The 21,448-nt window shown below is 48.4% G+C and carries 24 protein-coding genes and 1 pseudogene; 20 read left to right on the top strand and 5 right to left on the bottom strand.

Annotation, left to right across the window (positions count from 1 at the left end):
* Positions 1-11: 11 nt before the first annotated feature.
* Both V4U84_RS17080 and V4U84_RS17075 read right to left on the bottom strand, forming a co-directional pair.
* Entirely contained in the window at positions 12-794 is a 783-nt protein-coding gene (locus V4U84_RS17080; RefSeq protein ID WP_334077595.1) for a class I SAM-dependent methyltransferase, read from the bottom strand.
* 18 nt (positions 795-812) lie between these two features.
* Positions 813-1,784, bottom strand: a complete 972-nt coding sequence (locus V4U84_RS17075; protein WP_334077594.1) for an aldo/keto reductase — start codon at positions 1,782-1,784, stop codon at positions 813-815.
* 223 nt (positions 1,785-2,007) lie between these two features.
* Between V4U84_RS17075 and V4U84_RS17070 the strand changes: the two genes are divergently transcribed.
* The 11 genes from V4U84_RS17070 (at position 2,008) to V4U84_RS17030 (ending at position 9,262) form a co-directional block, all read left to right on the top strand.
* Positions 2,008-2,742 (top strand): carbonic anhydrase, encoded by a 735-nt coding sequence (locus tag V4U84_RS17070; RefSeq protein WP_334074596.1) that lies wholly within the window; start codon positions 2,008-2,010, stop codon positions 2,740-2,742.
* Between the two features lie 301 nt (positions 2,743-3,043).
* The gene (locus tag V4U84_RS17065) at positions 3,044-3,580 is read left to right on the top strand and encodes a DUF1835 domain-containing protein (RefSeq protein WP_334074595.1); all 537 of its coding nucleotides are present in this window, start codon (positions 3,044-3,046) and stop codon (positions 3,578-3,580) included.
* Positions 3,519-3,710, top strand: coding sequence for a DUF1835 domain-containing protein (locus V4U84_RS26960; protein WP_416367260.1), 192 nt, complete (start codon positions 3,519-3,521; stop codon positions 3,708-3,710). The genes V4U84_RS17065 and V4U84_RS26960 overlap by 62 nt, the downstream gene beginning before the upstream one ends.
* 32 nt (positions 3,711-3,742) lie before the next feature.
* On the top strand, positions 3,743-4,102 hold the full coding sequence (locus V4U84_RS26955; RefSeq protein ID WP_416367259.1) for a DUF3658 domain-containing protein: 360 nt from the start codon (positions 3,743-3,745) through the stop codon (positions 4,100-4,102).
* Between the two features lie 192 nt (positions 4,103-4,294).
* Positions 4,295-5,326 carry a zinc-binding alcohol dehydrogenase family protein gene (locus V4U84_RS17060; protein WP_334074594.1) on the top strand — a complete coding sequence of 344 codons (1,032 nt, stop codon included), beginning with the start codon at positions 4,295-4,297 and terminating at the stop codon, positions 5,324-5,326.
* A gap of 24 nt (positions 5,327-5,350) precedes the next feature.
* A complete protein-coding gene (locus V4U84_RS17055) occupies positions 5,351-5,740 on the top strand; it encodes a winged helix-turn-helix transcriptional regulator (protein WP_334074593.1) in 390 nt (129 codons plus the stop codon).
* 22 nt (positions 5,741-5,762) lie between these two features.
* Positions 5,763-6,119 (top strand): hypothetical protein, encoded by a 357-nt coding sequence (locus V4U84_RS27040; protein ID WP_334077593.1) that lies wholly within the window; start codon positions 5,763-5,765, stop codon positions 6,117-6,119.
* Between the two features lie 197 nt (positions 6,120-6,316).
* The gene (locus V4U84_RS17045) at positions 6,317-7,024 is read left to right on the top strand and encodes a lantibiotic protection ABC transporter ATP-binding protein (RefSeq protein WP_334074591.1); all 708 of its coding nucleotides are present in this window, start codon (positions 6,317-6,319) and stop codon (positions 7,022-7,024) included.
* Between the two features lie 4 nt (positions 7,025-7,028).
* The gene (locus tag V4U84_RS17040) at positions 7,029-7,769 is read left to right on the top strand and encodes a lantibiotic immunity ABC transporter MutE/EpiE family permease subunit (RefSeq protein WP_334074590.1); all 741 of its coding nucleotides are present in this window, start codon (positions 7,029-7,031) and stop codon (positions 7,767-7,769) included.
* A 1-nt stretch (position 7,770) separates the two neighbouring features.
* The gene (locus V4U84_RS17035) at positions 7,771-8,529 is read left to right on the top strand and encodes a lantibiotic immunity ABC transporter MutG family permease subunit (RefSeq protein ID WP_334074589.1); all 759 of its coding nucleotides are present in this window, start codon (positions 7,771-7,773) and stop codon (positions 8,527-8,529) included.
* A gap of 136 nt (positions 8,530-8,665) precedes the next feature.
* Positions 8,666-9,262 (top strand): DUF1349 domain-containing protein, encoded by a 597-nt coding sequence (locus V4U84_RS17030; RefSeq protein WP_334074588.1) that lies wholly within the window; start codon positions 8,666-8,668, stop codon positions 9,260-9,262.
* A 62-nt stretch (positions 9,263-9,324) separates the two neighbouring features.
* Here the strand turns inward: V4U84_RS17030 and V4U84_RS17025 are convergent, their stop codons facing one another.
* Positions 9,325-11,217 carry an Ig-like domain-containing protein gene (locus V4U84_RS17025; protein WP_334074587.1) on the bottom strand — a complete coding sequence of 631 codons (1,893 nt, stop codon included), beginning with the start codon at positions 11,215-11,217 and terminating at the stop codon, positions 9,325-9,327.
* A 249-nt stretch (positions 11,218-11,466) separates the two neighbouring features.
* Here V4U84_RS17025 and V4U84_RS17020 point away from each other — a divergent pair, with 249 nt between their 5' ends.
* Positions 11,467-12,393 carry a GNAT family N-acetyltransferase gene (locus tag V4U84_RS17020; protein WP_334077592.1) on the top strand — a complete coding sequence of 309 codons (927 nt, stop codon included), beginning with the start codon at positions 11,467-11,469 and terminating at the stop codon, positions 12,391-12,393.
* Between the two features lie 109 nt (positions 12,394-12,502).
* Positions 12,503-13,432: a hypothetical protein gene (locus V4U84_RS17015; protein WP_334077591.1), complete on the top strand. Its 930-nt coding sequence runs from the start codon at positions 12,503-12,505 to the stop codon at positions 13,430-13,432.
* 87 nt (positions 13,433-13,519) lie between these two features.
* Here the strand turns inward: V4U84_RS17015 and V4U84_RS17010 are convergent, their stop codons facing one another.
* Positions 13,520-14,443 (bottom strand): AraC family transcriptional regulator, encoded by a 924-nt coding sequence (locus V4U84_RS17010; protein WP_334074584.1) that lies wholly within the window; start codon positions 14,441-14,443, stop codon positions 13,520-13,522.
* A gap of 181 nt (positions 14,444-14,624) precedes the next feature.
* Here V4U84_RS17010 and V4U84_RS17005 point away from each other — a divergent pair, with 181 nt between their 5' ends.
* From V4U84_RS17005 to V4U84_RS16995, 3 genes are all read left to right on the top strand, one after another.
* Entirely contained in the window at positions 14,625-15,362 is a 738-nt protein-coding gene (locus V4U84_RS17005) for an SDR family oxidoreductase (RefSeq protein WP_334077590.1), read from the top strand.
* A 383-nt stretch (positions 15,363-15,745) separates the two neighbouring features.
* Positions 15,746-15,988 carry a protein kinase family protein gene (locus V4U84_RS17000; protein WP_334077589.1) on the top strand — a complete coding sequence of 81 codons (243 nt, stop codon included), beginning with the start codon at positions 15,746-15,748 and terminating at the stop codon, positions 15,986-15,988.
* Positions 15,975-16,628, top strand: a complete 654-nt coding sequence (locus V4U84_RS16995; protein WP_334077588.1) for a phosphotransferase — start codon at positions 15,975-15,977, stop codon at positions 16,626-16,628. The genes V4U84_RS17000 and V4U84_RS16995 overlap by 14 nt, the downstream gene beginning before the upstream one ends.
* A 96-nt stretch (positions 16,629-16,724) precedes the next feature.
* On the opposite strand, the pseudogene V4U84_RS16990 reads toward V4U84_RS16995, so the two are convergent.
* A pseudogene (locus V4U84_RS16990) lies at positions 16,725-16,976 on the bottom strand (helix-turn-helix transcriptional regulator); the annotation flags it as partial.
* A 182-nt stretch (positions 16,977-17,158) separates the two neighbouring features.
* On the opposite strand from V4U84_RS16990, the gene V4U84_RS16985 reads away from it, so the two are divergent.
* From V4U84_RS16985 to V4U84_RS16970, 4 genes are all read left to right on the top strand, one after another.
* Positions 17,159-18,070, top strand: coding sequence for a tyrosine-type recombinase/integrase (locus tag V4U84_RS16985; protein ID WP_334074581.1), 912 nt, complete (start codon positions 17,159-17,161; stop codon positions 18,068-18,070).
* A 212-nt stretch (positions 18,071-18,282) separates the two neighbouring features.
* Entirely contained in the window at positions 18,283-18,990 is a 708-nt protein-coding gene (locus V4U84_RS16980; RefSeq protein WP_334077587.1) for a hypothetical protein, read from the top strand.
* Between the two features lie 148 nt (positions 18,991-19,138).
* Entirely contained in the window at positions 19,139-20,833 is a 1,695-nt protein-coding gene (locus tag V4U84_RS16975; RefSeq protein ID WP_334077586.1) for a M3 family oligoendopeptidase, read from the top strand.
* Between the two features lie 127 nt (positions 20,834-20,960).
* Positions 20,961-21,428, top strand: coding sequence for a cupin domain-containing protein (locus tag V4U84_RS16970; protein WP_334077585.1), 468 nt, complete (start codon positions 20,961-20,963; stop codon positions 21,426-21,428).
* Positions 21,429-21,448: the final 20 nt, after the last annotated feature.

Here is a 21,448-nt window from a genome sequence, read left to right as displayed (position 1 = left end):
TTTAGATGGTCTTACCGTTTCTTTGCTAAGAATAAAGTGCTGATAAATTTAAGCGTTACCCTTCCACCATGTTTTAACATGATAGTTGTCGCCTCGTGAATTAATTGGGTTTGATCCGACTCTGGCAGAGCGAGGAAACCGCTCCCGGTTTTTAAAAAGCCAATGAAGCCGTCAATATTGTATTGTTGATTCCAAGGGAAACGATGAACAGAGGGCGTTTCGAAATGTTCACAATTGGAAATTTCTATTGTAATATTATTAATCCTATTTTCGATTTCTTCCAAACTATGAAATGGGAACACATCATAATTAATACAAAGGGAAATTAATTCTTTGTATTGTGGTTCGATTTCACTTAAGTACATATTCCAAAATAAAGCCAGATAACCATTCGTCTTTAAGCTGTTAGCGCACTTTGTATAACCAATAGGCTTTGGTACCCAGTGAAAGGCTTGCGCAGAGAACACCATATCATAATAATGGTTTGGCTCAATCCAATTTTCAAACCGTGTAACAACAAATTCCACCTTTTTGTCCTTGTGTTTATTCATGCCCATCTCTGCTAATTGAGGACTCGGCTCGATACATACAAGGCCATAGCCTCGATTTAAGAACAATTCGGATGCCTTTCCACTGCCAGCACCAATTTCAAGTATTTTTGAGTCCAAGCCAATATTCGAATTCTTTTCTATACAGTGGATTAATTCTTTGGGGTAACTTGGTCTGTAAAGATCGTAATATGCCGCTGTTGCATTAAAACGCTTGCTTTCTTCTTCCCAATCCACCCTTGACATCCTTGTCACACCCTCCCGCTATTTCAGCCGATATTCGGCAAACGGTTCGCTATATACGAATCGGCTGCTTATATCATTCAGCTTGCGCTCCATATCCGTATCATAAGGAATGGATACACTTTGCAGGCTGTCCTGCAATTGTTCTACCCGGGTGGCTCCGACAATCACGGTGGATACCGCCGGGCGGTTCATCAGCCAGGCTAAAGACAATGCGGTCGGGCTGGCCTCTACTTCTTTTGCGATCTCGCCGATTTCGTTGCCGAGTTGGATTCGCTCATCCGTAAGGAACCTCGCAAAATTGGGATCCGTGTCCGCTCTAGATCCGGCTGGCGCCCGATCCGCTTCGTACTTCCCGGTCAAAATGCCTCCCGCCAAAGGGAAATAAGGAATGATGCCGATTCCTTGGTCCAAACAAAGGGGAACCCATTCTTTTTCCGGCGTACGGTCGGCGAGGGAATAGCTGCATTGGAGGGAAATGTATTTCGATAACCGCAGCTGTTCGCTGACACTTAGCGCCTTCATCAGTTCCCAAGCGGCATAATTGGATGCCCCGATGTAGCGGACTTTCCCCAAGGTAATCATATCGTCCAGAGCACGAAGGGTTTCCTCCAACGGTGTGAACGGATCGAAGGTATGTATCTGGTAAAGGTCGACATAATCGGTCCCCAGCCGGCGAAGACTTCCTTCCAACTCCTGCTGCAGATGATGCCGGGAGGAGCCTCTTTGGTTGGGGCCTTGGCCGGTGGGAAGTCCGGCTTTGGTCGCAAGAACAGCCTGTTGCCTTCTTCCTTTAAGCGCTACACCGATGATCCGCTCGGATTCCGTTCCCGCGTAGATGTTGGCCGTATCGATGAAATTGATCCCGCTGTCCAGTGCGAAATGGACAATTCGAATGGAGGTGGGTTCATCGGCGCGTTTGCCGAACGCATTCGTACCCAGGCCCAGAGTGGAGACTTGCAGGCCGCTGCTGCCGAGATGCCGATAGTTCATGGTGATGCCTCCTCTTTTTTCACAATTAAGATTGTATTCATTATCGCAAAGACAAGGAGCGTAATGCAATGACCCCGTATTCCTTAAGAACTACCCGGCGTTTTTCTGAATTTAGTTTGTAAGATTCATTGCATGAAAAAATGAAAGGAGTATAATGATCAGCAGGAAATTCCTGTATATTCAGGTGTCGACCCCGGAAATTATATTTGAAAGAGGATGTTGGATGAAGAAGAATTATATCGTACTGGGATTAACGGCTTTTTTATTGCTGGCGGGTTTTTCGTCAAGTTATGCGGCAACCAGTTTAACTGAAGCAACCCATTTCTCGTATGATCATCAGGAGGAATGGGAATTTGTGTCGGGCAAGATGCAATCTCCCATCAATATTGTTACGTCCAAAGCCGTTAAGTATAAAGGTTCCGATTTGACGTTGAAGTATGATAAGGTAGGGACTTCGGTCGTTGATGACGGACACAGCATCCAAGTCGGTCTGCGCGGTACCGCGGAAATTGATGATCGCACGTTCTCCCTTAAGCAAGTTCATTTTCATGCCGTAAGTGAGCATACGATCAATGGCAAGCATTATCCGCTGGAAGGTCACTTCGTGCATGAATCGCAAGACGGGCGAAAGGCGGTGATCGGAGTGATGTTTAAGGCTGGCAAGGCGAACAAAGCGTTTCAACAAATTTTGGATGCGGCCAAGGCCAATGCGAAAGGGGAAAAGGGGGTAAAGATCGATAAATTGGACATTCAAAAATTGCTCCCCACCCACTTGAGTTACTATCATTATTTAGGGTCCTTGACGACACCTCCATTAACGGAAAATGTGGAATGGTATATTCTGAAAGAGACGGTGGAACTGTCCCAGAAACAACTGGATGAGTTCTATCAATACTACGACGACAATCACCGCAACCTTCAGAAACTCAACGGCCGGACCGTTTTCATAAAATCGTAAATCAATCCTTGGGAAAGGATGCACGTGATGTGCATCTTTTTTCTTTGGGGCTTTAGCCAGTTGAGCTCGAGAAGCGTGCGAAATAAAAAACCACCTGATGGGGTCGTTATCATAGGAGTGTTCAAGCTACTATGTATAATCGAAGTGATATGTCACATACAAAGAGGCGAATAGTCCAAACTTCCAACTCCAAAAAGATGCAAATCTGCAGGTATTTAGGCCGACCCCCGAGGGGATGCGAAAAAGATGCAAATCTGCAGGAATTCTATGTTATCAAGGTTGTTTGACGGGTGGTTATAATTTGGGGCGAAGGATTCGGCATAGGAGTGAAGAAATAAGGGGGATAGCATGGAAAATCATAGAGATTCGGGGGGTTCACATCGATAAACTTGATGAACGTATGAAAGAGTTTGGGAATGGCGAATATCGCCTGATACTTCGTCAATTGTTGGAAACCGCAAATCAAGAGGAACATTTGTATACACTGCTTGAAAAATACATTGAAGCTATACACAAACATAGAATCCAAGCCGAGCAGCGTCAGACCTACGTTCATCTTGTATTTAGTCTTTCGAATGCCGGTTCATTGAAGGTCGCGCTAAGCAAGCTCAATAGGAGTGAGGGACATCGGGTCGTCGCATTTAATGAGTTGTTCTCGGTCGGTCCGATCGCCGATTTGAACACTTTGGGAGGGCAGCGGAATAGGGAACTCTGGATGATGGAACATCTGCCGGATACCTTTTTCGGAGCGAGTTCTAATCAGGAACATCGAATCGATGATGGAGACGTTAAGAAAAATTCCGGTAAACAAGACGATTGTTATCTGGAGCGGGGATAACGCTCACGATCAGACGGGACTCCGTTTCGCCTTGCATTTATTAAGAGAACAAGAGAACCCGATTCATGTCGTCAATGTATCGCAAGCGCATAGAGACATGGGACATTCGGGGCGGCTCCTGTCGCATTAGCCCAGGGCGATTGGGAAAGTTTCCTGGAAGTCGTGAAGAGGTATGGTGAGGGGATTCCCCTGGACTCTCGTCAAAGGAAGCAATATGATCAGGAATGGTTGGAGCTCTCATCCCGGAATCATTTGCTTCGGTTGTGGGATTCGGGGGACATCATCGGCTGCGACGAAAACGAACTGGATCCGGTTATTGTAAGTGCGGTTGCCAAATTGCAAAGCGAAAATACGGAACGCGATTTTATAAAAGGCAGTGATGTCGTATCCGTGTTTTGGAGGAAACACGTCAGCTCATTTCGGTTTCCTTCATCACATATCGCATATGGAAATTGGTCAGCGATCGTGTCCTTAGGTTTCAGGGGTTACCTTGGGCTCCCCATCAATTTTCACTGCGGTTAAACGAAGAATGACCCCGACATAAAAATCCGATTTCCTCAATAAAGGAGGGTCGGATTTTTTGGCTTGTCCGACGCCAATAGTATACAAATTGATACTATATCACATGAATGTGCGTACTGTTCACTACCAAACCTATAGATTATACTGCCGATAACAACAAAAACTACCGTAAACGTAAAGGAGAGAAAAAACATGACGAAAGAGACAATGAAAGCCGTAGGTCTATATAAGTACTTGCCGATTGAGGATCTGGAAAGTCTGCTGGACGTGGAAGTGGGGAAGCCCGTACCGGAGGGGAGGGATTTGCTCGTTAAGGTAAGGGCGATTTCCGTCAACCCGGTCGACTACAAGGTGCGTTCCCCAAAGAACCGCGAGGAGAGCGAGCCCAAAATTTTGGGCTGGGATGTCGCGGGCGTGGTGGAGCAGGTCGGTCCGGAAGTGACGTTGTTCCGTCCGGGTGACGAAGTCTTTTATGCCGGCAGTATTACCCGGCCCGGAGGGAACAGCGAGTTTCATCTGGTGGATGAGCGGATTGTCGGTATGAAGCCGTCCAAACTGGATTTTGCCCATGCGGCCGCATTGCCGTTAACGTCGATCACCGCTTGGGAAAGTTTGTACGACCGGCTTGGCATTTCCCGTAACAAAGCCGATAATGAAGGGAAGACGATTTTGATCATCGGTGCCGCCGGCGGTGTCGGATCGATTGCGACGCAATTGGCGAAATATGCCGGTTTGACGGTCATCGGCACCGCTTCCCGGCCCGAATCGGCCGATTGGGTAACGGGGCTGGGTGCCGACCATGTCATTAATCATTTTAAGGCATTTCTTCCGCAGTTAAAGGCGGCGGGATGGGAGCGGGTCGATTATATCCTCTGCCTGAACAGTACCGAGAAGCATTGGTCGAATATGGCGGAAGCGATCGCACCGCAAGGGAAAATTTGTTCCATCGTCGAAACGGATGAATTATTGAACTTGACCTTGTTAAAGAACAAGAGCGTTACGTTTGTATGGGAATTGATGTTTACCCGGTCAACATATCAAACCCCGGATATGATAGAACAGCATAACTTGTTAAATGAGATCGCCCGGCTTGTGGACGACGGAGTCCTTCGGACGACGACGAACGAAACGCTGACGCCGATTAACGCCGCGAATTTGCGCAAAGCGCATGCTACGCTCGAAACGGGCAGAGCGGTTGGTAAGGTGGTTCTAGAAGGTTTTTAAATATGTTTTAGGAGCGGAGAAGTCATGAGAGACCGAAAGAGCGGATACGGATTTTGCCCCAACGATGAAGGCTGCCCGGTGGAATTCACGCTGGACGTGATCGGCGGTAAATGGAAGGGTGTGCTGCTGTATCATTTGATGTCCGGCCCCAAGCGATTTAATGAATTTCGCAAAATTTGCCCGTCCATTACTCAGCGTATGCTTACCCTGCAGCTTAGGGAGTTGGAGGAAGACGGCATCGTCCATCGCGAGGTCTACCATCAGGTCCCGCCCAAGGTGGAGTATTCTTTGACAAATTTCGGCCAGACTTTGACTCCGATCATTACAGCAATGAAGGACTGGGGAGAGATCTATAAAAGGTCGGCTCACAGCCCGGCGGACCTGGAGACGGCCAATTCCAATCCGAAAGAATAATTGTGGTAAAGGCGGGAAGACGTTGGCCCCCTTTTTGGCCGATCAAGGATTGAAGGTTGCCGTTGTGGAGAAATCTCCGCTGATGTATGGAGGAACTTGCATCAATATAGCCTGCATCCCGACGAAAGCATTGGAACATATGGCGCATTTGGTTTCACAAGAAGAAATGGACCATAAGAAGAAGGCCTTCTTCCGTTTTTATCGATTCCTCCGTTTTCGCACATGTTGGTCTCACGGAAGCCGAGGCCATCGAAAGAGGCTTCAAGGTGAAGGTGGCCAAGCTCCCCGCGGCGGCCTCGCCCCGGGCACGTCAATTGAAGCAAACGGAAGGGCTTCTGAAATGGCCGAGACGTTGAATGACCTGCTCGCCAACATTTAAGATATCAAGTCAAAATTCAATTACTATATCAACGAGCTCGCGGTTACCGTGGAGCTGGAACCCTAACTAAATAAAGACGGCAGTTAGACGGACGATACGTCGTTCGCGACTGCCGTTTTTTTTATTCCGGTTTATAAATTTGTTAGAAATAGGCCGTATGCTGATCTCCAGAGAATAAAGGAAAAGGATGGAGAAGCATGAACGACATTATTTTACAAACTAACCGATTATGTAAAAACTTCAAGGGACAAAAGGCGGTTCATAACGTATCCCTGACGATTCGGCGCAACACCGTATACGGCCTGCTGGGTCCGAATGGAGCGGGAAAGTCGACCACGCTTAAAATGTTGACGGGAATGCTTAAACCCGGATCGGGCGAAATTCTGTTCGAGGGAAAGCCGTGGGACCGCAAAGTCTTATATCAGATTGGAGCGCTGATTGAGGCTCCGCCGCTTTATGAAAATTTGACGGCGCGAGAGAACCTGAAGGTACGAACTACCCTTCTCGGTCTACCGGAATCCCGCATCGATGAAGTCCTGGACATGGTGGATTTGACGAACACCGGACGCAAACGGTCCGGCCAGTTCTCCATGGGAATGAAGCAGCGCTTGGGCATCGCGATCGCCCTGCTGAACCGTCCCAAGCTGCTTATCCTGGATGAACCGACGAACGGGCTGGATCCCATCGGAATCCAAGAGCAGCGGGAGTTGATCCGTTCTTTTCCCGAACGCGGAATTACGGTCATTCTTTCGAGCCACATTCTTTCGGAAGTGGAGCAGATTGCCGACGATATCGCGATCATGGCCGGAGGCGTACTGGCCTATCAGGAGCCGGTTATGCCCGGCGGGCATTTGGAAGATTTATTTATGGAAATTGCGAAAAGACACCGCAAGGAAGGGGTGTAATAGGATGCATCATTTTACAGGCATCGTTCGGGCTGAACATTTAAAGATCAGACGAACGTTTACTCGGAAGCTGGTCTTCATCGCACCGCTGGTTACCCTGATGTTGTGCGTCGTACTGATGGCGGGGCGGTTCTTTCAAAGCGGGAGCTTCAATTGGTGGTACGCTATGATTCTCCCGGGAACTTTGGCTCTCATGTGTATCGGTGTGCTGCAGAAAGATGCCCGGAAACTGCGTTATCGCTCGATTCTTGCCCTGCCGTTATCCCCATCTTTAACCTGGTCGGGAAAAATCGCGGTGGTCTCCAGGCTGTTTCTGGTGTCTTCCCTGTTCTTTTGGTTGATTCTTACGGCGGGGAGCACGGTATTTCCCGGGACCTTGTCGGCGATCACCAGCTTGATGGCCTGCCTCGTCATTTTCGTCACGTTTCTTTGGCAGATTCCGCTTTGGCTTTATCTTGTTGACCGGATCGGCGTATTCGTCACGTTAATCCTCAGCATGATCGGTAATGTGGGGTTGGGGATCATGTTGGCGACTTCCGATTTGTGGTGGTTGATTCCTTTTACGATTCCCGGCCGGCTGATGTGCCCGATTATCCAAGTACTGCCTAACGGCTTGCCGGTTCCGGCGGGCGATCCGCTGATGGACGGCAGCGTCATACTACCGGGATTGCTAATCTCGGTGGGATTGTTTGTTCTGCTGTCCTTCATTACGGCAAAAGCCTTTGATGCCAAGGAGACGAGGTAACATGAAATTATATTTGCGCTATCTGCGTTCCGACCTGATCAAACTGCGGAGGCAGCCCTTATTGTGGATACATCTTGTCATACCTCTGGTTGGAATCGCCGTGTTTCTGTCCTATTATGCGTTCAGCCCCTGGACCTCACAATCCAAGGTTGAAGCCTATTTACAAATCGTAGCTATTTCGCTTCCAGTCATGATCGGGATCGTGTGTGCCTTTGCCGCCGACCAAGAGGCCAATGCGGGGAATTATCAAGTGCTCCTGACCTCGTCCGTCAAACCGCTGCCGTTCGTAAGCAAGATCAGTCTGCTTCTTTTGTTGGGTCTTGGAAGCATTATGCTCGCTGCCGCCGGTTTCGGTTTCGGCTACATCTTTATCCTCGATTCAACCTTATATGATTTGACATTTTATGTTTGCGCGGGTGGGATTCTTTTTATAGGCAGCATTTTTATGTACATTCTTCATTTTATAATTAGCCTTCGCTATGGGCGCGGGGCTTCCATGGGACTGGGGATCGTGGAAAGTATGGTGGCGGCCCTGCTCCTGACGGGGTTGGGCGACTTCAATTGGATTTATGTACCGTGTGCCTGGTCAGCTCGATGGATCACGATTTGGGCGCAATATCCTTATGCCCGGCTTCAAGAGATTCCCCCGGAGATGTTGTTGAACAGAGGGCTCATCCACGTCATCGTCGGGACAGCCATCATCGCGATTTTGTTCAGCGTTTGGCTTTACCGCTGGGAAGGGAAACGTTCGCTGGAGTAGATCGCATCGTAGTACCATATTATTACATCCGACAGCGGGAATGTTATATATAAGAACGGAATGCGTTCCTAGTATACTTGGAAGAGGGATATTTCACCATTGGAAAATATGCCTATTCTTTTTCTGGAGGATGAACATGAGTCATAATTTGTTCCGGGTTGGGGAGAGGGAACGTTTAACATGGATGAACGAACCGACCGGTTGGGAGTATACCGCAGATGGCGGGTTGTGTGTTCATACACCGGCCAAAGCCGATTTTTTCGGGGATCCCGCGGGAAAACACGTGGTTCATTCAGCTCCGTTTTTGCATGTACCGGCCGAAACGTCCTTTCAGCTTACAACACAACTGCAGGTGGAGATGCATCATATTTATGATTCGGGATGTTTGATGTTAATGGCCGACGAGGACAATTGGGCCAAGCTTTGTTACGAATTCAACGGAGAACATGCCACCATCGTTTCCGTCGTGACCCAAAACAGGTGCTCCGATGATTGCAATTCGGAACGGGTAACGGTAGAGAACCCCTTCTTAAGAATCACGAAAAGGGAGAATACGGTTTCCTTTTTCTATTCGGCGAATGGGGAAGACTGGAAACTCATCCGTTATTTCGGGATGAAAACCCCGGTTGGGTTTAAGGCGGGGGTCGTAGCCCAGTCCCCGATGGGAACGGGGTGCCGGGTCGACTTCAAATATCTAAGCATGACCAAGCCGGACACCGACAGCAGATTTTAGGCATTTAAAATCAATAAAAGCCGCCATTCAGGCGGCTTTTTGACTTTAATCCGATGATGCTTCTATTGGCCCGGCAATATAGGCGCTTCGCTGTCTAGAGCGGTTTCCGGCACCGGGGGTTGCTCCGGTTGCTGGTCAAGCTGTCCCGGCGGAGTGTAAGGTTTGACGACCAGCACGCTTGAGGTGAAAGTATGCTCCCCATAAGTGGCCGTCACGGAAGTGAGCCCAGGCTTGATGCCGATGAGATATCCGCGCTCGTCAACTTGAGCAATATCGGGATTATCCATCGTAAACCGGGTTTCTCCGTTCACGATGGACGTATGGCCCGTATCATCGGTAAATAAAGCAAGGACGTCCAATTCACTGCCGATCTCCAGAGAATAATCCTCCGAATCCAGATAGAAACGCCCGGCGTTTTGACCCGGGGTCTCGGAGACGGTTACCGGCAGCGTTGTTGTGTAACCGCCGAATTCGGCTACAATTTCCGTGGTCCCGACAGATAGACCGGTAACGAAGCCATCGGGGTCGACGGCGGCAATTTCCGGGTTGAGAGAAGTAAGGGTGGCCGTACCGGTGATATCCGCAGCGTTTCCGTCGGCATATACGGCCTGTACGACACTCGGCTTACGTTCGCCGATTTGCAGAGTCAGTTCCGGATTCGCAAACCGAATTTCTTTTAATTCCGCGGACGGCTCCTCTGCTTGGCCCGATACTTTAATCAGCAGCATCCGTTGTTTATTGTTCTCGGTCATATTGCCCGAGAGCATAAAACCGCCGTCATCGGTAATTGTTCCTGTACCCGTGCTGGTCAGTCCCGGTACCTCTAATCGCAGACTTCTTATGAGTTCTCCAGTCGTGTCCAATTCATAAATTTGATACTGATGGTGGTAATCGGGGTATTCTCCTGTAGTATATTGACCTATTAACGAGAACCCGTCGGAGGTGGAGACGAGTTCTCCCAGAGCAAAGCTTCCCTCTTCAAGATTAAAAGACTTCTCCCAAAGGACCTCACCGTTGGTTGCTATATTAAGAACAAACACGGTCATTTTATTGTCTTGCCGCTTCGACCCTCCAACGAGATAAGTCCCGTCCGGTGCCAACTGGACGGCATCAGCCGAAATGCCGCTCCCCGGCAAGATCTGCTTTTTGGTCCACTCAATCTCACCCTTGCTGTCAAGCTTCACAATGAGGGAAGCATCGGGGTGTTGTTCGGAGATAAACTCCTCCATCTGCCCGACCGCCAGGATTCCCCCGTCAGGTGTGACTAACAGATCGTTAAAGTACTGAAAATCGCCCATCGGGTACTCCTCATCGGAAAAATGGTAATGTTTGATCCAAACTTCATCTCCATTTTCATCCACTTTCATCAAATAGGCCCAAACCGCTGCCGCTGGATTGATATTATAGCCGGTAACAACAAATCCGTGATCCGGAGTTTCCACGACACTATTTACATATCCGGAGGCCTGATAGTGACGCGTCCATTCGATATTCCCCTTATCATCCAACTTGGCCAACAATGGAACATTGTGGGGTCGGGAACTGTTGTCCGTCGCTGTTCCGCCAACGAAGTAACCGCCGTCGTGGGTAGGGATGACTTCTTCCAGCGAAAAGTTATATACATAAGAATCGTCTTCGGTAATCGCCACTGTTTGCTCCCATTGAAGCTTACCGTTTTCATCCACTTTCACAACATAGCCTGTTTGTTCGGTTTCAAAATTGGAGGACCTGACTTCGTCGACGTTTCCAACGGCGATGTAACCTCCGTCCAAAGTCGGTGTGACCGCATTTCCCGCTGATCGTGCGAAGTTATTGCCGTACGTCGAACTCCATTCTACTTTCGGCGTAAGCGGCTGATCGGGGGATGCGGCCGCAATGCTTGATCCGCCCCAACCGGTCCCAACCAGAGCGGAGCATAGGATCACGGCCGCAAGTCTTTTCGTCAATGATGACATTCGCATTTCTCCTCTCAAATGGGGATATTAAGAAACATTCCCTATCATTATCCAGGAAGACGGCTAGGGGAGAAATCCGCTAAACTCCCTAATTCTATCAAGCTATGAAATGGTTATTAAGTGGTAGAGTTCGGGTTTATATGCATCAAAGGGAGGGGGACGGAAGTGTGGGGAATTTGCGTTTCAAGAATAGGAAGAAAGTGGATTATATGCTACACTATCTAAAATGAATTCAAGGAGATTTCTATGATGTCAAAAACGACATACCGCCTGCGCCGTCCAACCCCGGAGGACGCCCAGGGTGTTTGCGACCTTGTGGCCGCCTGCGATACCGAAGACCTGGGCGCTCCCGACATCGTTCTTGACGATGTTCTGGATATGTGGTCGGGCTTCGATCTCGAGACCCAAGTTTGGGTCGTCGAAGATACGGACTCCGCCCTGATCGGGTATGCTTTTCTCGAGGAAGACAGCGAAGAAAAGCTGTTCAGCTATGGATGCGTGTTGCCCGCCGCGCGCGACCGGGGAGTCGGCTCGGCACTCGTGGCGGCCCTTGAAGCGCGCGCTGCCGAACTTCGGAACGAATCCGGCGTCGCCAAGCGACTGCAAAGCATGGTCCCTACGTTATGCGAAGATGCCGTCCGGCTGTTTGAAAATAGGGGCTTCGCCCCGGTCCGGTACTTCAAGCGCATGGGAATCCGCTTGGACGCCGAACCGGCACCGGCCTACCTGCCGGAAGGCTTCACCGTCATGCCTTACGTGAAGGGGGCCGACGAACGAGCTGTCTACGAAGCCTATATCGAATCTTTCGCCGATCATTGGGATTTTGCGGAGCCGTCTTTTGAGAAATGGGTTGAAAAAACACAACTGCCTACCTTCGAAGAACGGTGGTGGATGATCGCCCGGGACTCGGGTGGAAGTGTTGCGGGCTTTGCGCTCGCCCGTATGCGTGAAGATTTGTTATTCATCGAGAAGGTCGGCGTACGCCGGTCGTTCCGCGGACGCGGACTTGCGCTTGCACTGTTGCAAACCGTGTTCGAGGCATCCTATCGATCGGGGCAGCCGCTCGTTTCGCTTGGCGTGGATGCCGCCAACCCGTCGGGCGCCTATCGTCTTTATGAGAAGGCCGGCATGAAACCCGATTACGAAATCAGCATCTACGAAAAGACGCTGACCTAGACCAGCAGGTCTAAGTCTCTCAAAGGGTCCCTCCTGGTCCAACGAAACTTTTCATCAATACACTGCCTCCAATTACTGGTATTATTTCCTTGAGATGGGAGAGGATCGTTTGAAAAGGAGGAAGCGGATACAGGTGGGGGCACTGGCTGTCGCCATCACGGTAATTTTCACAATGGCTATGGCGGGGTGTAGCAAGGAGGAGGCTCCATCATCGCAACGCGTACTTGTTGCTTCCGATAGCGGAGAATCCAAGAACGGACCGTCAGAGTCTGAGATCTCCGTAATGCCGGAATCCCCAATAGAGGGGGCAGGAACCGTAACCAATCCGAATGCTCCCGAGCTCTCCGAGAATGAAAAGCAGTCATTAGAGCTAGTTTCCGAAAAAGACGGAGAGAAATTTCTGGCTGCACTGAAACAGAAGGACACGAAGGCATTGTCCTTGCTTATGATTTATGCCGAGAACGAGTATCCTGAATCTGATATGACAAAAGTCTTGGAAGGCTTTTTGTTGAGTTTTGACGACTTGAAAGAACTGCAGATGAAATTTAAGTCTAACGAGCAAAATGACGAGTATTATGTTGGACATTACACGATTACCGGCACGAAGGACGGAGAGACTCGCTCTATTCCATTCCAGGTAAAATACGACAAATCCCAGGGGATGGAACGGATTCGAGATGATAACAAGCGCGAGCCGTTGTACGATTCCCCTCTGATCGGACAATACCCCTTTGCCGGGCTGGCAGTTGAACGTTACATTCAAGCGTTGGAGCAAAAGGATGCGGCAAGCGTGGCGCTGCATTTGGGTATGTACGATGACAACGAGGAAACGAAATCGACAGCGGAGCGGGTGATTCAGAAGTATGAGGACTCGCTTGATTTAAGCTCGGTGGGGATCATATCCAAGGGTTACAATGAGCGTGATAATCAATTTAATTACGAGCTTCGTGATGAGAACCGGCAGACGCATGAGCTATATATTGTCGGAGAGGAGCTTAAGATTGTGGACGATTGGGCCACGAATAATATGGCAAAGTAATCCGTTCATTGATGAATCTATAAGCAGCAGGCTGCCGGGACAGATCGGCAGCCTTTTCTGCTTGAAGGGTTCCTCAAGAAATTTCCATCAGCGAAGAACGCGGGAAGTCGTGATCGTACCGCGAAGCTCTTGAATATCCAACATAGGCGGACGTCCATACATACGGGCGTATTCCCGGCTAAACTGGGATGGGCTCTCATAGCCTACGCGGAAGGCCGCATCGGAGGCTTGGATGCTCTCCGTCAGCATTAAGCGCCGGGCTTCTTGCAAACGCACCGTTTTCTGATATTGCAACGGGCTCATCGCCGTAACGCGTTTGAAATGTTTATGGAACGCCGAGGTGCTCATGTTTACGGACTTTGCCAGTTGTTCGACCATAAGTGGACGGTTGTATTGCCGATTAATCACTTGAATCGCTTGAGCGATGTTGTACGCGTGACTGCCGATGACGGCAAATTGCCGAATGATATCGCCTTGCTCGCTCTGCAGCACCCGATACAGAATTTCGCGGGTAATCAGCGGGGCGATAATCGCAATGTCCTTAGGCGTATCCAACAATTGCAAGAGCCGGACAAGAGCTTCCAGTAAGGCAGGAGAGGTTTGATTCACGGTGATGCCGCGGGCTTCGGGGGAACAGGTAAACGGTTCGTTCATTTCTTTCACAATGTCCCAAATAACGTCGGCGTCGAAGCCAAGCTTTAGGCTTAAATAGGGAATTTCCGGGGAGGCATCGACAATTCTGCCGACAATCGGCAATTCTACGGATGTAACGAGGTAAAAAGAAGGGTCATAACGGTAGATCTCATCGGCCAATGCGGCTGTTTTCGCTCCCTGCGCCACGACGCAAATGGACGGTTTATATACCGATTCGAGCGGCTCGGACGACTGTGTGGCCTGCATGAGCGTCAAGGAAGGGACGGCCGTCGGATGCGTGCCGGTTACCGATGCGTGCCGACGTATCAAGGACGCCATTTGTTGCAGCGCTCGCTCTTTGCGCATTAATTCATCCATGTTGCAGATTCCTTTCCGAAAGCATGTTTGTTTATTTTATATTAGCGTGGCGGAAGAGAATTAGGCAAGGATTGAACAGCAATGATCTAACGGGGCGAAGTGAAGGACCCTATAATGAATGTACGAGGTCGAAACAACTGGACAACGGATCGGCCAAATAAATATAAAGGAGAACGTGAACATGAGTTTAAATGAAAAAGTCGCTATCGTCACAGGAGCCTCCAGGGGGATCGGACGTCAGGTGGCCGTTCAATTGGTGCAAGCGGGCGCAAAAGTGGTTGTCAATTATTCCTCTAATCCTGAAAAGGCGGGCGAATTGGTAGATTCCATTGTACTAGCCGGAGGAGAAGCCGTGGCCATTCGCGCCGATGTGGGCGAGATAAGCGAAGTTGAGTCGTTGTTTACGGAAACAATCGAGCGTTTCGGGCATGTGGACATTCTGGTGAATAACGCCGGCATCATGGAATGCAGGTCTATCGAGGACGTGACAGAGGAGATGTTTGACCGGCACTTTGCGATTAATGTGAAAGGAACCTACTTCGCTTGCCAGCAAGCCATGAAACATATGGCTAAAGGCGGAACTATCATTAACTTCTCGACCTCCGTCTCGGGAGCGATGCTCCCGGCGTACAGCGTATACGCGGCAACGAAAGGGGCGGTTGAACAGCTGACCCGCCAATTGGCCAAAGAATTTGGTCCCAGGGACATCGTTATTAACTGCATAGCGCCTGGGCAAGTATCCACCGAGTTATTCTTGAACGGAAAATCGGAGGAACTGATCGAGTCGTACCGCCGAATGAATGGGTTCGGCCGGCTTGGGGAGCCGGAGGATATTGCGAATGCGGTTGAACTGCTCGTCAGCAGCAAAGCCCGCTGGATCACCGGACAGACGATACGAGTCAACGGCGGGTTTAACTAAACTCCAAAAACGCGAATATTCAGGAAGAAGGGAGCTTAAGTTTTAAGCCCTTTCTTTTTTTGTTGTTGGATCAACTATTAATGAATTTCGTAAAAAGGAGATATTGCGATATTGCCAAGCAAATAAGCCATGACAGGAGTGTTCAAATGGTCGAATCATATCTTATTCGAGGAAAAAAACGGCAGTGGTGTCTAAGTCCCGTGATTTGTCCATATGTAATCAATTAAGTTTACAAATGAAAACAAAAAAATAAACAAATGAATCAATTTGTTTTGACATATGTAAATCAAGGTGTTAATGTAGTTTTAGAATCAGGAATAATGTGGGAAATAGAGCATGGGTTCTTAATATTATGATTGCTGGCTGAAGAGGGGGTTGTAGACATGAACATCGTCGATGATATTATTCATGCTGTTCCGGAATTGAACCGAAATTTTACTCATTATCAGGAGCTTAGCGGCGGGCTTTGCAACCAAACATTTAAGGTTAATACGAAACAACACACGTATGTGTTACGTTTGAACAGCCGGCAAAACGAATATTTGAATCTCACGCGTCATTCCGAAATCGAGGTCATGCACGAAGGCCAGCCAGAAGGGGATAGCCCCCGAAGTGATATTCGCTGATGACCCGCAGCGCTTTGTAGTCACCAATTACATCGACGGCCGAATGCTCGAGAAGAGTGACCTTAATAACAACGCTATCAAGAACATGATTATGGATCGTCTAAAGATTATACATAGCATGGAAGGGTTGGATCGGACTTGTACGCCATACGACTTGATTTTTGGGTATCTGAAAGGTGCAGATCTGTTGGGGGTCAAATATCCGAGCGGACTGCTGCAAATTCTCAATCGCATTGAAAAGATAGCCCATATGCGCAGTAATGACAAAACTTACAATAACAAGTTCTGTCACAACGATTCTTTCTTGTGCAACATGATTTTTACAGGCGAGCAGTTACAAATCATTGATTGGGAATTGTCCGGTGTTGGCGATATATTTTTTGAATTGACCCTGATTCCGTTTTCGAATCAATTTAGCGAAGCGGAAGAGCGTGAGTGGCTTACCCTTTACTTCGGTTTATTTGAGGAAGATGCTTTTCGTATTTTTCTGGAAATGAAATTTGTGGCGATGGTCCGTGAGGTGGCTTGGGGCCTATTTTATAGCGGACTAACCAAAGATGATCCTAACCGTAATTTTGATTATTTCAAATTTGCCGAATCTTGCATTCAGCGAATTGAAGAGGGGATTTATCATATTTAATCGCATTTTACGTCGAATCATATCTTATTCGGGATATGACACTCATAGGAGTAAATCGGAGAGAAGAGCATCTCCCCAGAATAGCCGTGAAGTATGTTAAGAATAGTTCTCCATCATTTCATTTAAGTAATTTCGAAAGTCTTGCACATATGTTTTGGGCTCTACGATCACTAGATTTGTACCGAAACTCGCTAAAAATTGAAATCCAATACTGTTTTGAGGGATATGGATTGTCGCTTTGAAAAATTCAGAACTATAGTTTTCTATGCTCTTTCGACCGTACCTTTCAATGATTTGATCTTTAATGCTAGGCGATATCAACGCCTTTATAGCAACCAGTTGCGCTTGAAGACCATTTTTTTATATTATATCAGCGGTTGTGGATCTCATTCCCCTTAGAGAACATATGTGCTATAATAAGTACGCCAAACACGTATTTTGCGCACTTTTGATTTTAAGTGGTTTGTTTATGAGAAGATGGGAGTCAATTTTGTATAATAAACAAATGTTTTTTGCGAGGGAATGCATCGATGAATAAACATGACATAGAAGAAGTCTATTCGGGGCCGATCCAAGCATTTACGATTTGGATGAAGCAATCGGGCTATACCGAGACAACGAGAAAAGAATATTTGAGAGAAGTATACGATTATTTGTCCTCGCTGGATGAACTTCCTGTGCAGCAAGCAGGGAAATTGAATATCGTCAGCTTTCTCGTTTCCAAGCAAGAATCGGCTGGCGATAAGACGAGAAACCGGACTCTATCCGCGATCCGTTCGTTCTATACTTCATTGATCGATTTTGAGCTTGCCTCAAGAAACCCCGCATTAGAGGTCAAGAAATCGAAGACGGAAAAAAATAAAATTCCGGTTTATTTGGAAGAGCAGGATCTCAGGAAAGTACTTTCCTATGTGGATGGCCGGTATCGAGATCGAAATTTAGCGATGTTCCTGCTCATGGGTTACTGCGGCTTACGGGTCGGCGAAGTTCACCGGATGAATTTGTCCCATTTTAAAAAAGAAAAGGGAACGCTCGAAGTGTTGGGCAAGGGTCGGAAATGGAATGAGATTCCGCTGCCTGATTTAGTTGTAGAATATCTTGTGAAAGTGGGGGAGGGGCGAATTCAACCTTATAATGCTAGGGAAGAAGCCTTCTTTGTATCCCAGAAAGGGAGAAGACTGTCGATCCGTCAGATTCAGAAGATCACTACGGCGGTTTTCGATGCTTTCAAACAGGATCATCCGCAGATGACCGATTTGAAATTATCCTGTCATAAGCTGCGGCACTCCTTTGCGACAATGCTGCTGAATCACAATGTTGATATCCGGGTCGTAAAAGAGCTGTTAGGCCATGCTTCAATTGAAACAACCATGATCTATACGCATATTAATGACGAACAGAAACGAAGCGCCATGACGACGATTGAGGTACCGACAGTCTGAACGGTTTAAATTTTATGTCCAAGTTGGATTACCTGACCGCCTAAACTCAATCTGGTTAACATAATTAAATTTTTGTTAATATGCCCTGCTCTTACATTCAAAACTTGATGCGAAAAACTCGTTCAACTTGTCCAAAGTAACTACTATAGGCACCATAGGCGAAAACCCACCATAATATATTGCTAAATAACTACAACAAAGGAGAAGAATGAATGATTCAATATAATGACGCTCCATCAAGTTACGCCCCGCATGGTTACGGTCCATTTGGGTACCCTCAAAACGGCTATCCTTTAGAAACATCCGGCGGCGGCTCAGCACGCCAGCAAGACTTGGGCGTTGAATGGCGTGAACAAGAAGGTGGATGGAGCGGGGTGTGGCGGCGCCGGGGAAGTAGCAACATTTTTGATGCCAGATGGACGATGCCTGGAGTCCAACCCATAACGGCAGTTTTGACGATCTATATTTTCGGTAATTTTGTATTTGTCTTGCGGCAAAACAGCAGCGACGGCAATGATTGCGTTTACACCGGAACACTCTCGGGAGACGGGCGTACGGTTACCGGGACCTATCGATGCGATCAAGGGGGAGGGACATGGACCGCTATTATCATTCGGCGCGAAACTATAGGCTTAGGCAGAGTCTGGTATGAACAAGAAGGCGGATGGAGCGGCGTTTGGCGGCGCCGGGGGAACAGCAACATTTTCGATGCCAGATGGACGATGCCTGGCGCACAGGATGTCACGGCCGTTTTGACGATCAATATATACGGCAACAACGTTCAGGTTCTGCGGAGAAACAGCAGTGACGGAAATAATTGCGATTATACAGGTACCCTAGCGGCGGACCGCCGAACGGTTACAGGCACCTACACTTGTACTCAAGGCGGAGGGTCCTGGAGAGCCACGATCACTTTTTAAGCCGATACGAAGGACTGCTCAATCAGGGGCGGTCCTTTATTATTTATTTCCGTGATCTGTCATCAAAAAAGGGAATTTAGTATAATGATCGGTAACTGCATACAAAGATTTCCTTTAAAAGATCATTTTGAAAGGTTAGGTGCATTCTATGAAATTTAGCGATTACCATTATGAGCGGCCTGATGTGCAGGTTTTCGAGCAAAAGTTCAGGGAACTCCTGAACGGCTTTACGTCTGCCGGTACTTATGAAGAGCAGGATCGGGCGATGACCGAAATCAACAAGCTTCGGAGCCAGTTCGATACGCTTCAGCAGCTCGCCAGCATTCGGCATTCGATCGATACCAACGATGAGTTCTATAAGGCGGAGCAGGACTTTTTCGACGAGAACGGTCCCGTCGTGCAGGAGTATATTACGGATTATTACCGGGCACTGGTCACTTCCAAATTCCGCGAGAACCTGGAGAAAAAATGGGGGCACCAGCTGTTCCGCCTTGCCGAGCTGTCGCTCAAAACATTCAGTCCTGAGGTTATCGAGGATCTACAGCAAGAGAACAAACTGACGACGGAATATGCTAAGCTGATCGCTTCGGCAAAAATTCCTTTCGAAGGTGAGGAACGTACGTTGCCTCAGCTGATTCCTTTTCAACAGTCCACGGATCGGGAGATGCGGAAACGCGCCACGGAAGCTTCCAGCGGTTTTATGGCCGAAAATGAGGAGACACTCGACCGCCTCTATGATGACCTGGTCAAAGTCAGAACGAAAATCGCCAAGAAGCTTGGATTCAACAATTTCGTGGAACTCGGTTATGCACGGATGGCCCGTACGGATTACAATGCCGAAATGGTGGCGAATTTCCGGAACCAGGTGCTTGAGCATATTGTTCCTGTCGCAACGAAGCTGAAGGCGCGTCAGAGGAACCGGATCGGCGTGGACCAACTGCTGTATTATGATGAGAATTTTGCCTTCAAGTCAGGTAACGCAACGCCTAAAGGCGATCCCGAATGGATCGTAAGCAACGGGGCCAAGATGTATGCGGAATTGTCTCCGGAGACGAACGAGTTCTTCACGTTTATGCAAGAGAACGGATTGATGGACCTTGTCGCGAAAAAAGGCAAGCAGAGTGGAGGATACTGCACCTATATTAGCGAGTACAAGGCCCCGTTTATTTTCTCGAACTTCAACGGCACGTCCGGCGACATCGATGTGTTGACGCATGAAGCCGGGCATGCCTTTCAGGTGTATGAGAGCCGGGGTTTTGAAGTACCGGAATACGGCTTTGCGACTTACGAAGCTTGTGAAATCCACTCCATGAGCATGGAATTCTTCACCTGGCCATGGATGGATCTGTTCTTCAAGGAGGAAGCCGATAAATATCGTTTCGATCATTTGGCCAGCGCGCTCCTATTTATTCCGTACGGGGTCACCGTGGATGAATTTCAGCATTTCGTCTACGAGAATCCGGATGCGACGCCGGCGGAACGCAAGCAAGCGTGGCGGGAGATCGAGCGCAAGTATTTGCCTCACCGCAATTACGCGAATAACGAGTATTTGGAGCGGGGAGGCTTCTGGCACAAACAGGGCCATATTTACAATACCCCGTTCTACTATATTGATTACACTTTGGCTCAAATCTGCGCATTCCAGTTCTGGAAGAAGATGCACGAGGATCGTCAGGCCGCTTGGGCGGATTATCTGCAGCTTTGCCGTCAGGGGGGAAGTCAATCGTTCACGGAGCTGGTAAAGGTGGCGGGACTGATCTCTCCGTTTGAAGAGAGCTGTGTGACATCGGTCATCGGCCGGATCGAAGAGTGGCTTGATCGCGTGGACGACGCGGCGTTATAAAACTAAACAACAAGGTACGAAAACACCGGTTAGCAATCTAACCGGTGTTTTTTTGGGTTGCTGACTATATTTCTACCCATAAGCTGGGCGGTTGCATAGTATATAAAAAACGATAAGGAGAATGAATATGTACCGTACGAACCTTCGATATCCATACCGCGATCCGGAACAAGGGTACATTCCCATTAGGGATTATGGTTTAAAACCTTTAGTGATTGACCTAGAAGAGGCCGTAGAACAAAACCGTACGTTTCGCACCGCTTTATGGACCGGAAATCACTTTCAAGTCACCTTGATGAATATTAACGTCGGTGAGGATATCGGATTGGAAGTTCATCCCGAAACGGACCAATTCATACGCATTGAAGAAGGGCAGGGGCTTGTGCAAATGGGCAACAGCAGGGAGGATCTGAACTTCCAGGCAATGGCCCGAGAAGGATATGCCGTTATTATTCCCGCCGGAAAATGGCATAACATTACCAACACGGGGAATAAACCGCTTAAAGTATATGTTATTTATGCTCCTCCCGAGCATCCCTTCGGCACGGTCCATGAGACCAAAGCCGCGGCGATGGCTGCGGAAAGACATAATTGAATAGAACGGGATAAAATCAC

It is taken from the genome of Paenibacillus sanfengchensis (assembly GCF_036864765.1).
In the GTDB taxonomy this organism is placed as follows: Bacteria; Bacillota; Bacilli; order Paenibacillales; family Paenibacillaceae; genus Fontibacillus; species Fontibacillus sanfengchensis.
This window is presented reverse-complemented; position numbering and strand designations above follow the sequence as displayed.

What these genes read in the sequence shown, in the direction of transcription:
- V4U84_RS16975 (WP_334077586.1), top strand. Translation starts at nt 19,139, where the DNA reads ATGAAATTTAGCGATTACCATTATGAGCGGCCTGATGTGCAGGTTTTC.
- V4U84_RS16970 (WP_334077585.1), top strand. Translation starts at nt 20,961, where the DNA reads ATGTACCGTACGAACCTTCGATATCCATACCGCGATCCGGAACAAGGG.
- V4U84_RS17005 (WP_334077590.1), top strand. Translation starts at nt 14,625, where the DNA reads ATGAGTTTAAATGAAAAAGTCGCTATCGTCACAGGAGCCTCCAGGGGG.
- V4U84_RS17030 (WP_334074588.1), top strand. Translation starts at nt 8,666, where the DNA reads ATGAGTCATAATTTGTTCCGGGTTGGGGAGAGGGAACGTTTAACATGG.
- V4U84_RS17060 (WP_334074594.1), top strand. Translation starts at nt 4,295, where the DNA reads ATGACGAAAGAGACAATGAAAGCCGTAGGTCTATATAAGTACTTGCCG.
- V4U84_RS17000 (WP_334077589.1), top strand. Translation starts at nt 15,746, where the DNA reads ATGAACATCGTCGATGATATTATTCATGCTGTTCCGGAATTGAACCGA.
- V4U84_RS17025 (WP_334074587.1), bottom strand. Translation starts at nt 11,217, where the DNA reads ATGTCATCATTGACGAAAAGACTTGCGGCCGTGATCCTATGCTCCGCT.
- V4U84_RS26960 (WP_416367260.1), top strand. Translation starts at nt 3,519, where the DNA reads ATGATGGAGACGTTAAGAAAAATTCCGGTAAACAAGACGATTGTTATC.
- V4U84_RS17010 (WP_334074584.1), bottom strand. Translation starts at nt 14,443, where the DNA reads ATGGATGAATTAATGCGCAAAGAGCGAGCGCTGCAACAAATGGCGTCC.
- V4U84_RS17040 (WP_334074590.1), top strand. Translation starts at nt 7,029, where the DNA reads ATGCATCATTTTACAGGCATCGTTCGGGCTGAACATTTAAAGATCAGA.
- V4U84_RS17045 (WP_334074591.1), top strand. Translation starts at nt 6,317, where the DNA reads ATGAACGACATTATTTTACAAACTAACCGATTATGTAAAAACTTCAAG.
- V4U84_RS16980 (WP_334077587.1), top strand. Translation starts at nt 18,283, where the DNA reads ATGATTCAATATAATGACGCTCCATCAAGTTACGCCCCGCATGGTTAC.
- V4U84_RS17055 (WP_334074593.1), top strand. Translation starts at nt 5,351, where the DNA reads ATGAGAGACCGAAAGAGCGGATACGGATTTTGCCCCAACGATGAAGGC.
- V4U84_RS17035 (WP_334074589.1), top strand. Translation starts at nt 7,771, where the DNA reads ATGAAATTATATTTGCGCTATCTGCGTTCCGACCTGATCAAACTGCGG.
- V4U84_RS17075 (WP_334077594.1), bottom strand. Translation starts at nt 1,784, where the DNA reads ATGAACTATCGGCATCTCGGCAGCAGCGGCCTGCAAGTCTCCACTCTG.
- V4U84_RS17080 (WP_334077595.1), bottom strand. Translation starts at nt 794, where the DNA reads ATGTCAAGGGTGGATTGGGAAGAAGAAAGCAAGCGTTTTAATGCAACA.
- V4U84_RS17070 (WP_334074596.1), top strand. Translation starts at nt 2,008, where the DNA reads ATGAAGAAGAATTATATCGTACTGGGATTAACGGCTTTTTTATTGCTG.
- V4U84_RS17020 (WP_334077592.1), top strand. Translation starts at nt 11,467, where the DNA reads ATGTCAAAAACGACATACCGCCTGCGCCGTCCAACCCCGGAGGACGCC.
- V4U84_RS16985 (WP_334074581.1), top strand. Translation starts at nt 17,159, where the DNA reads ATGAATAAACATGACATAGAAGAAGTCTATTCGGGGCCGATCCAAGCA.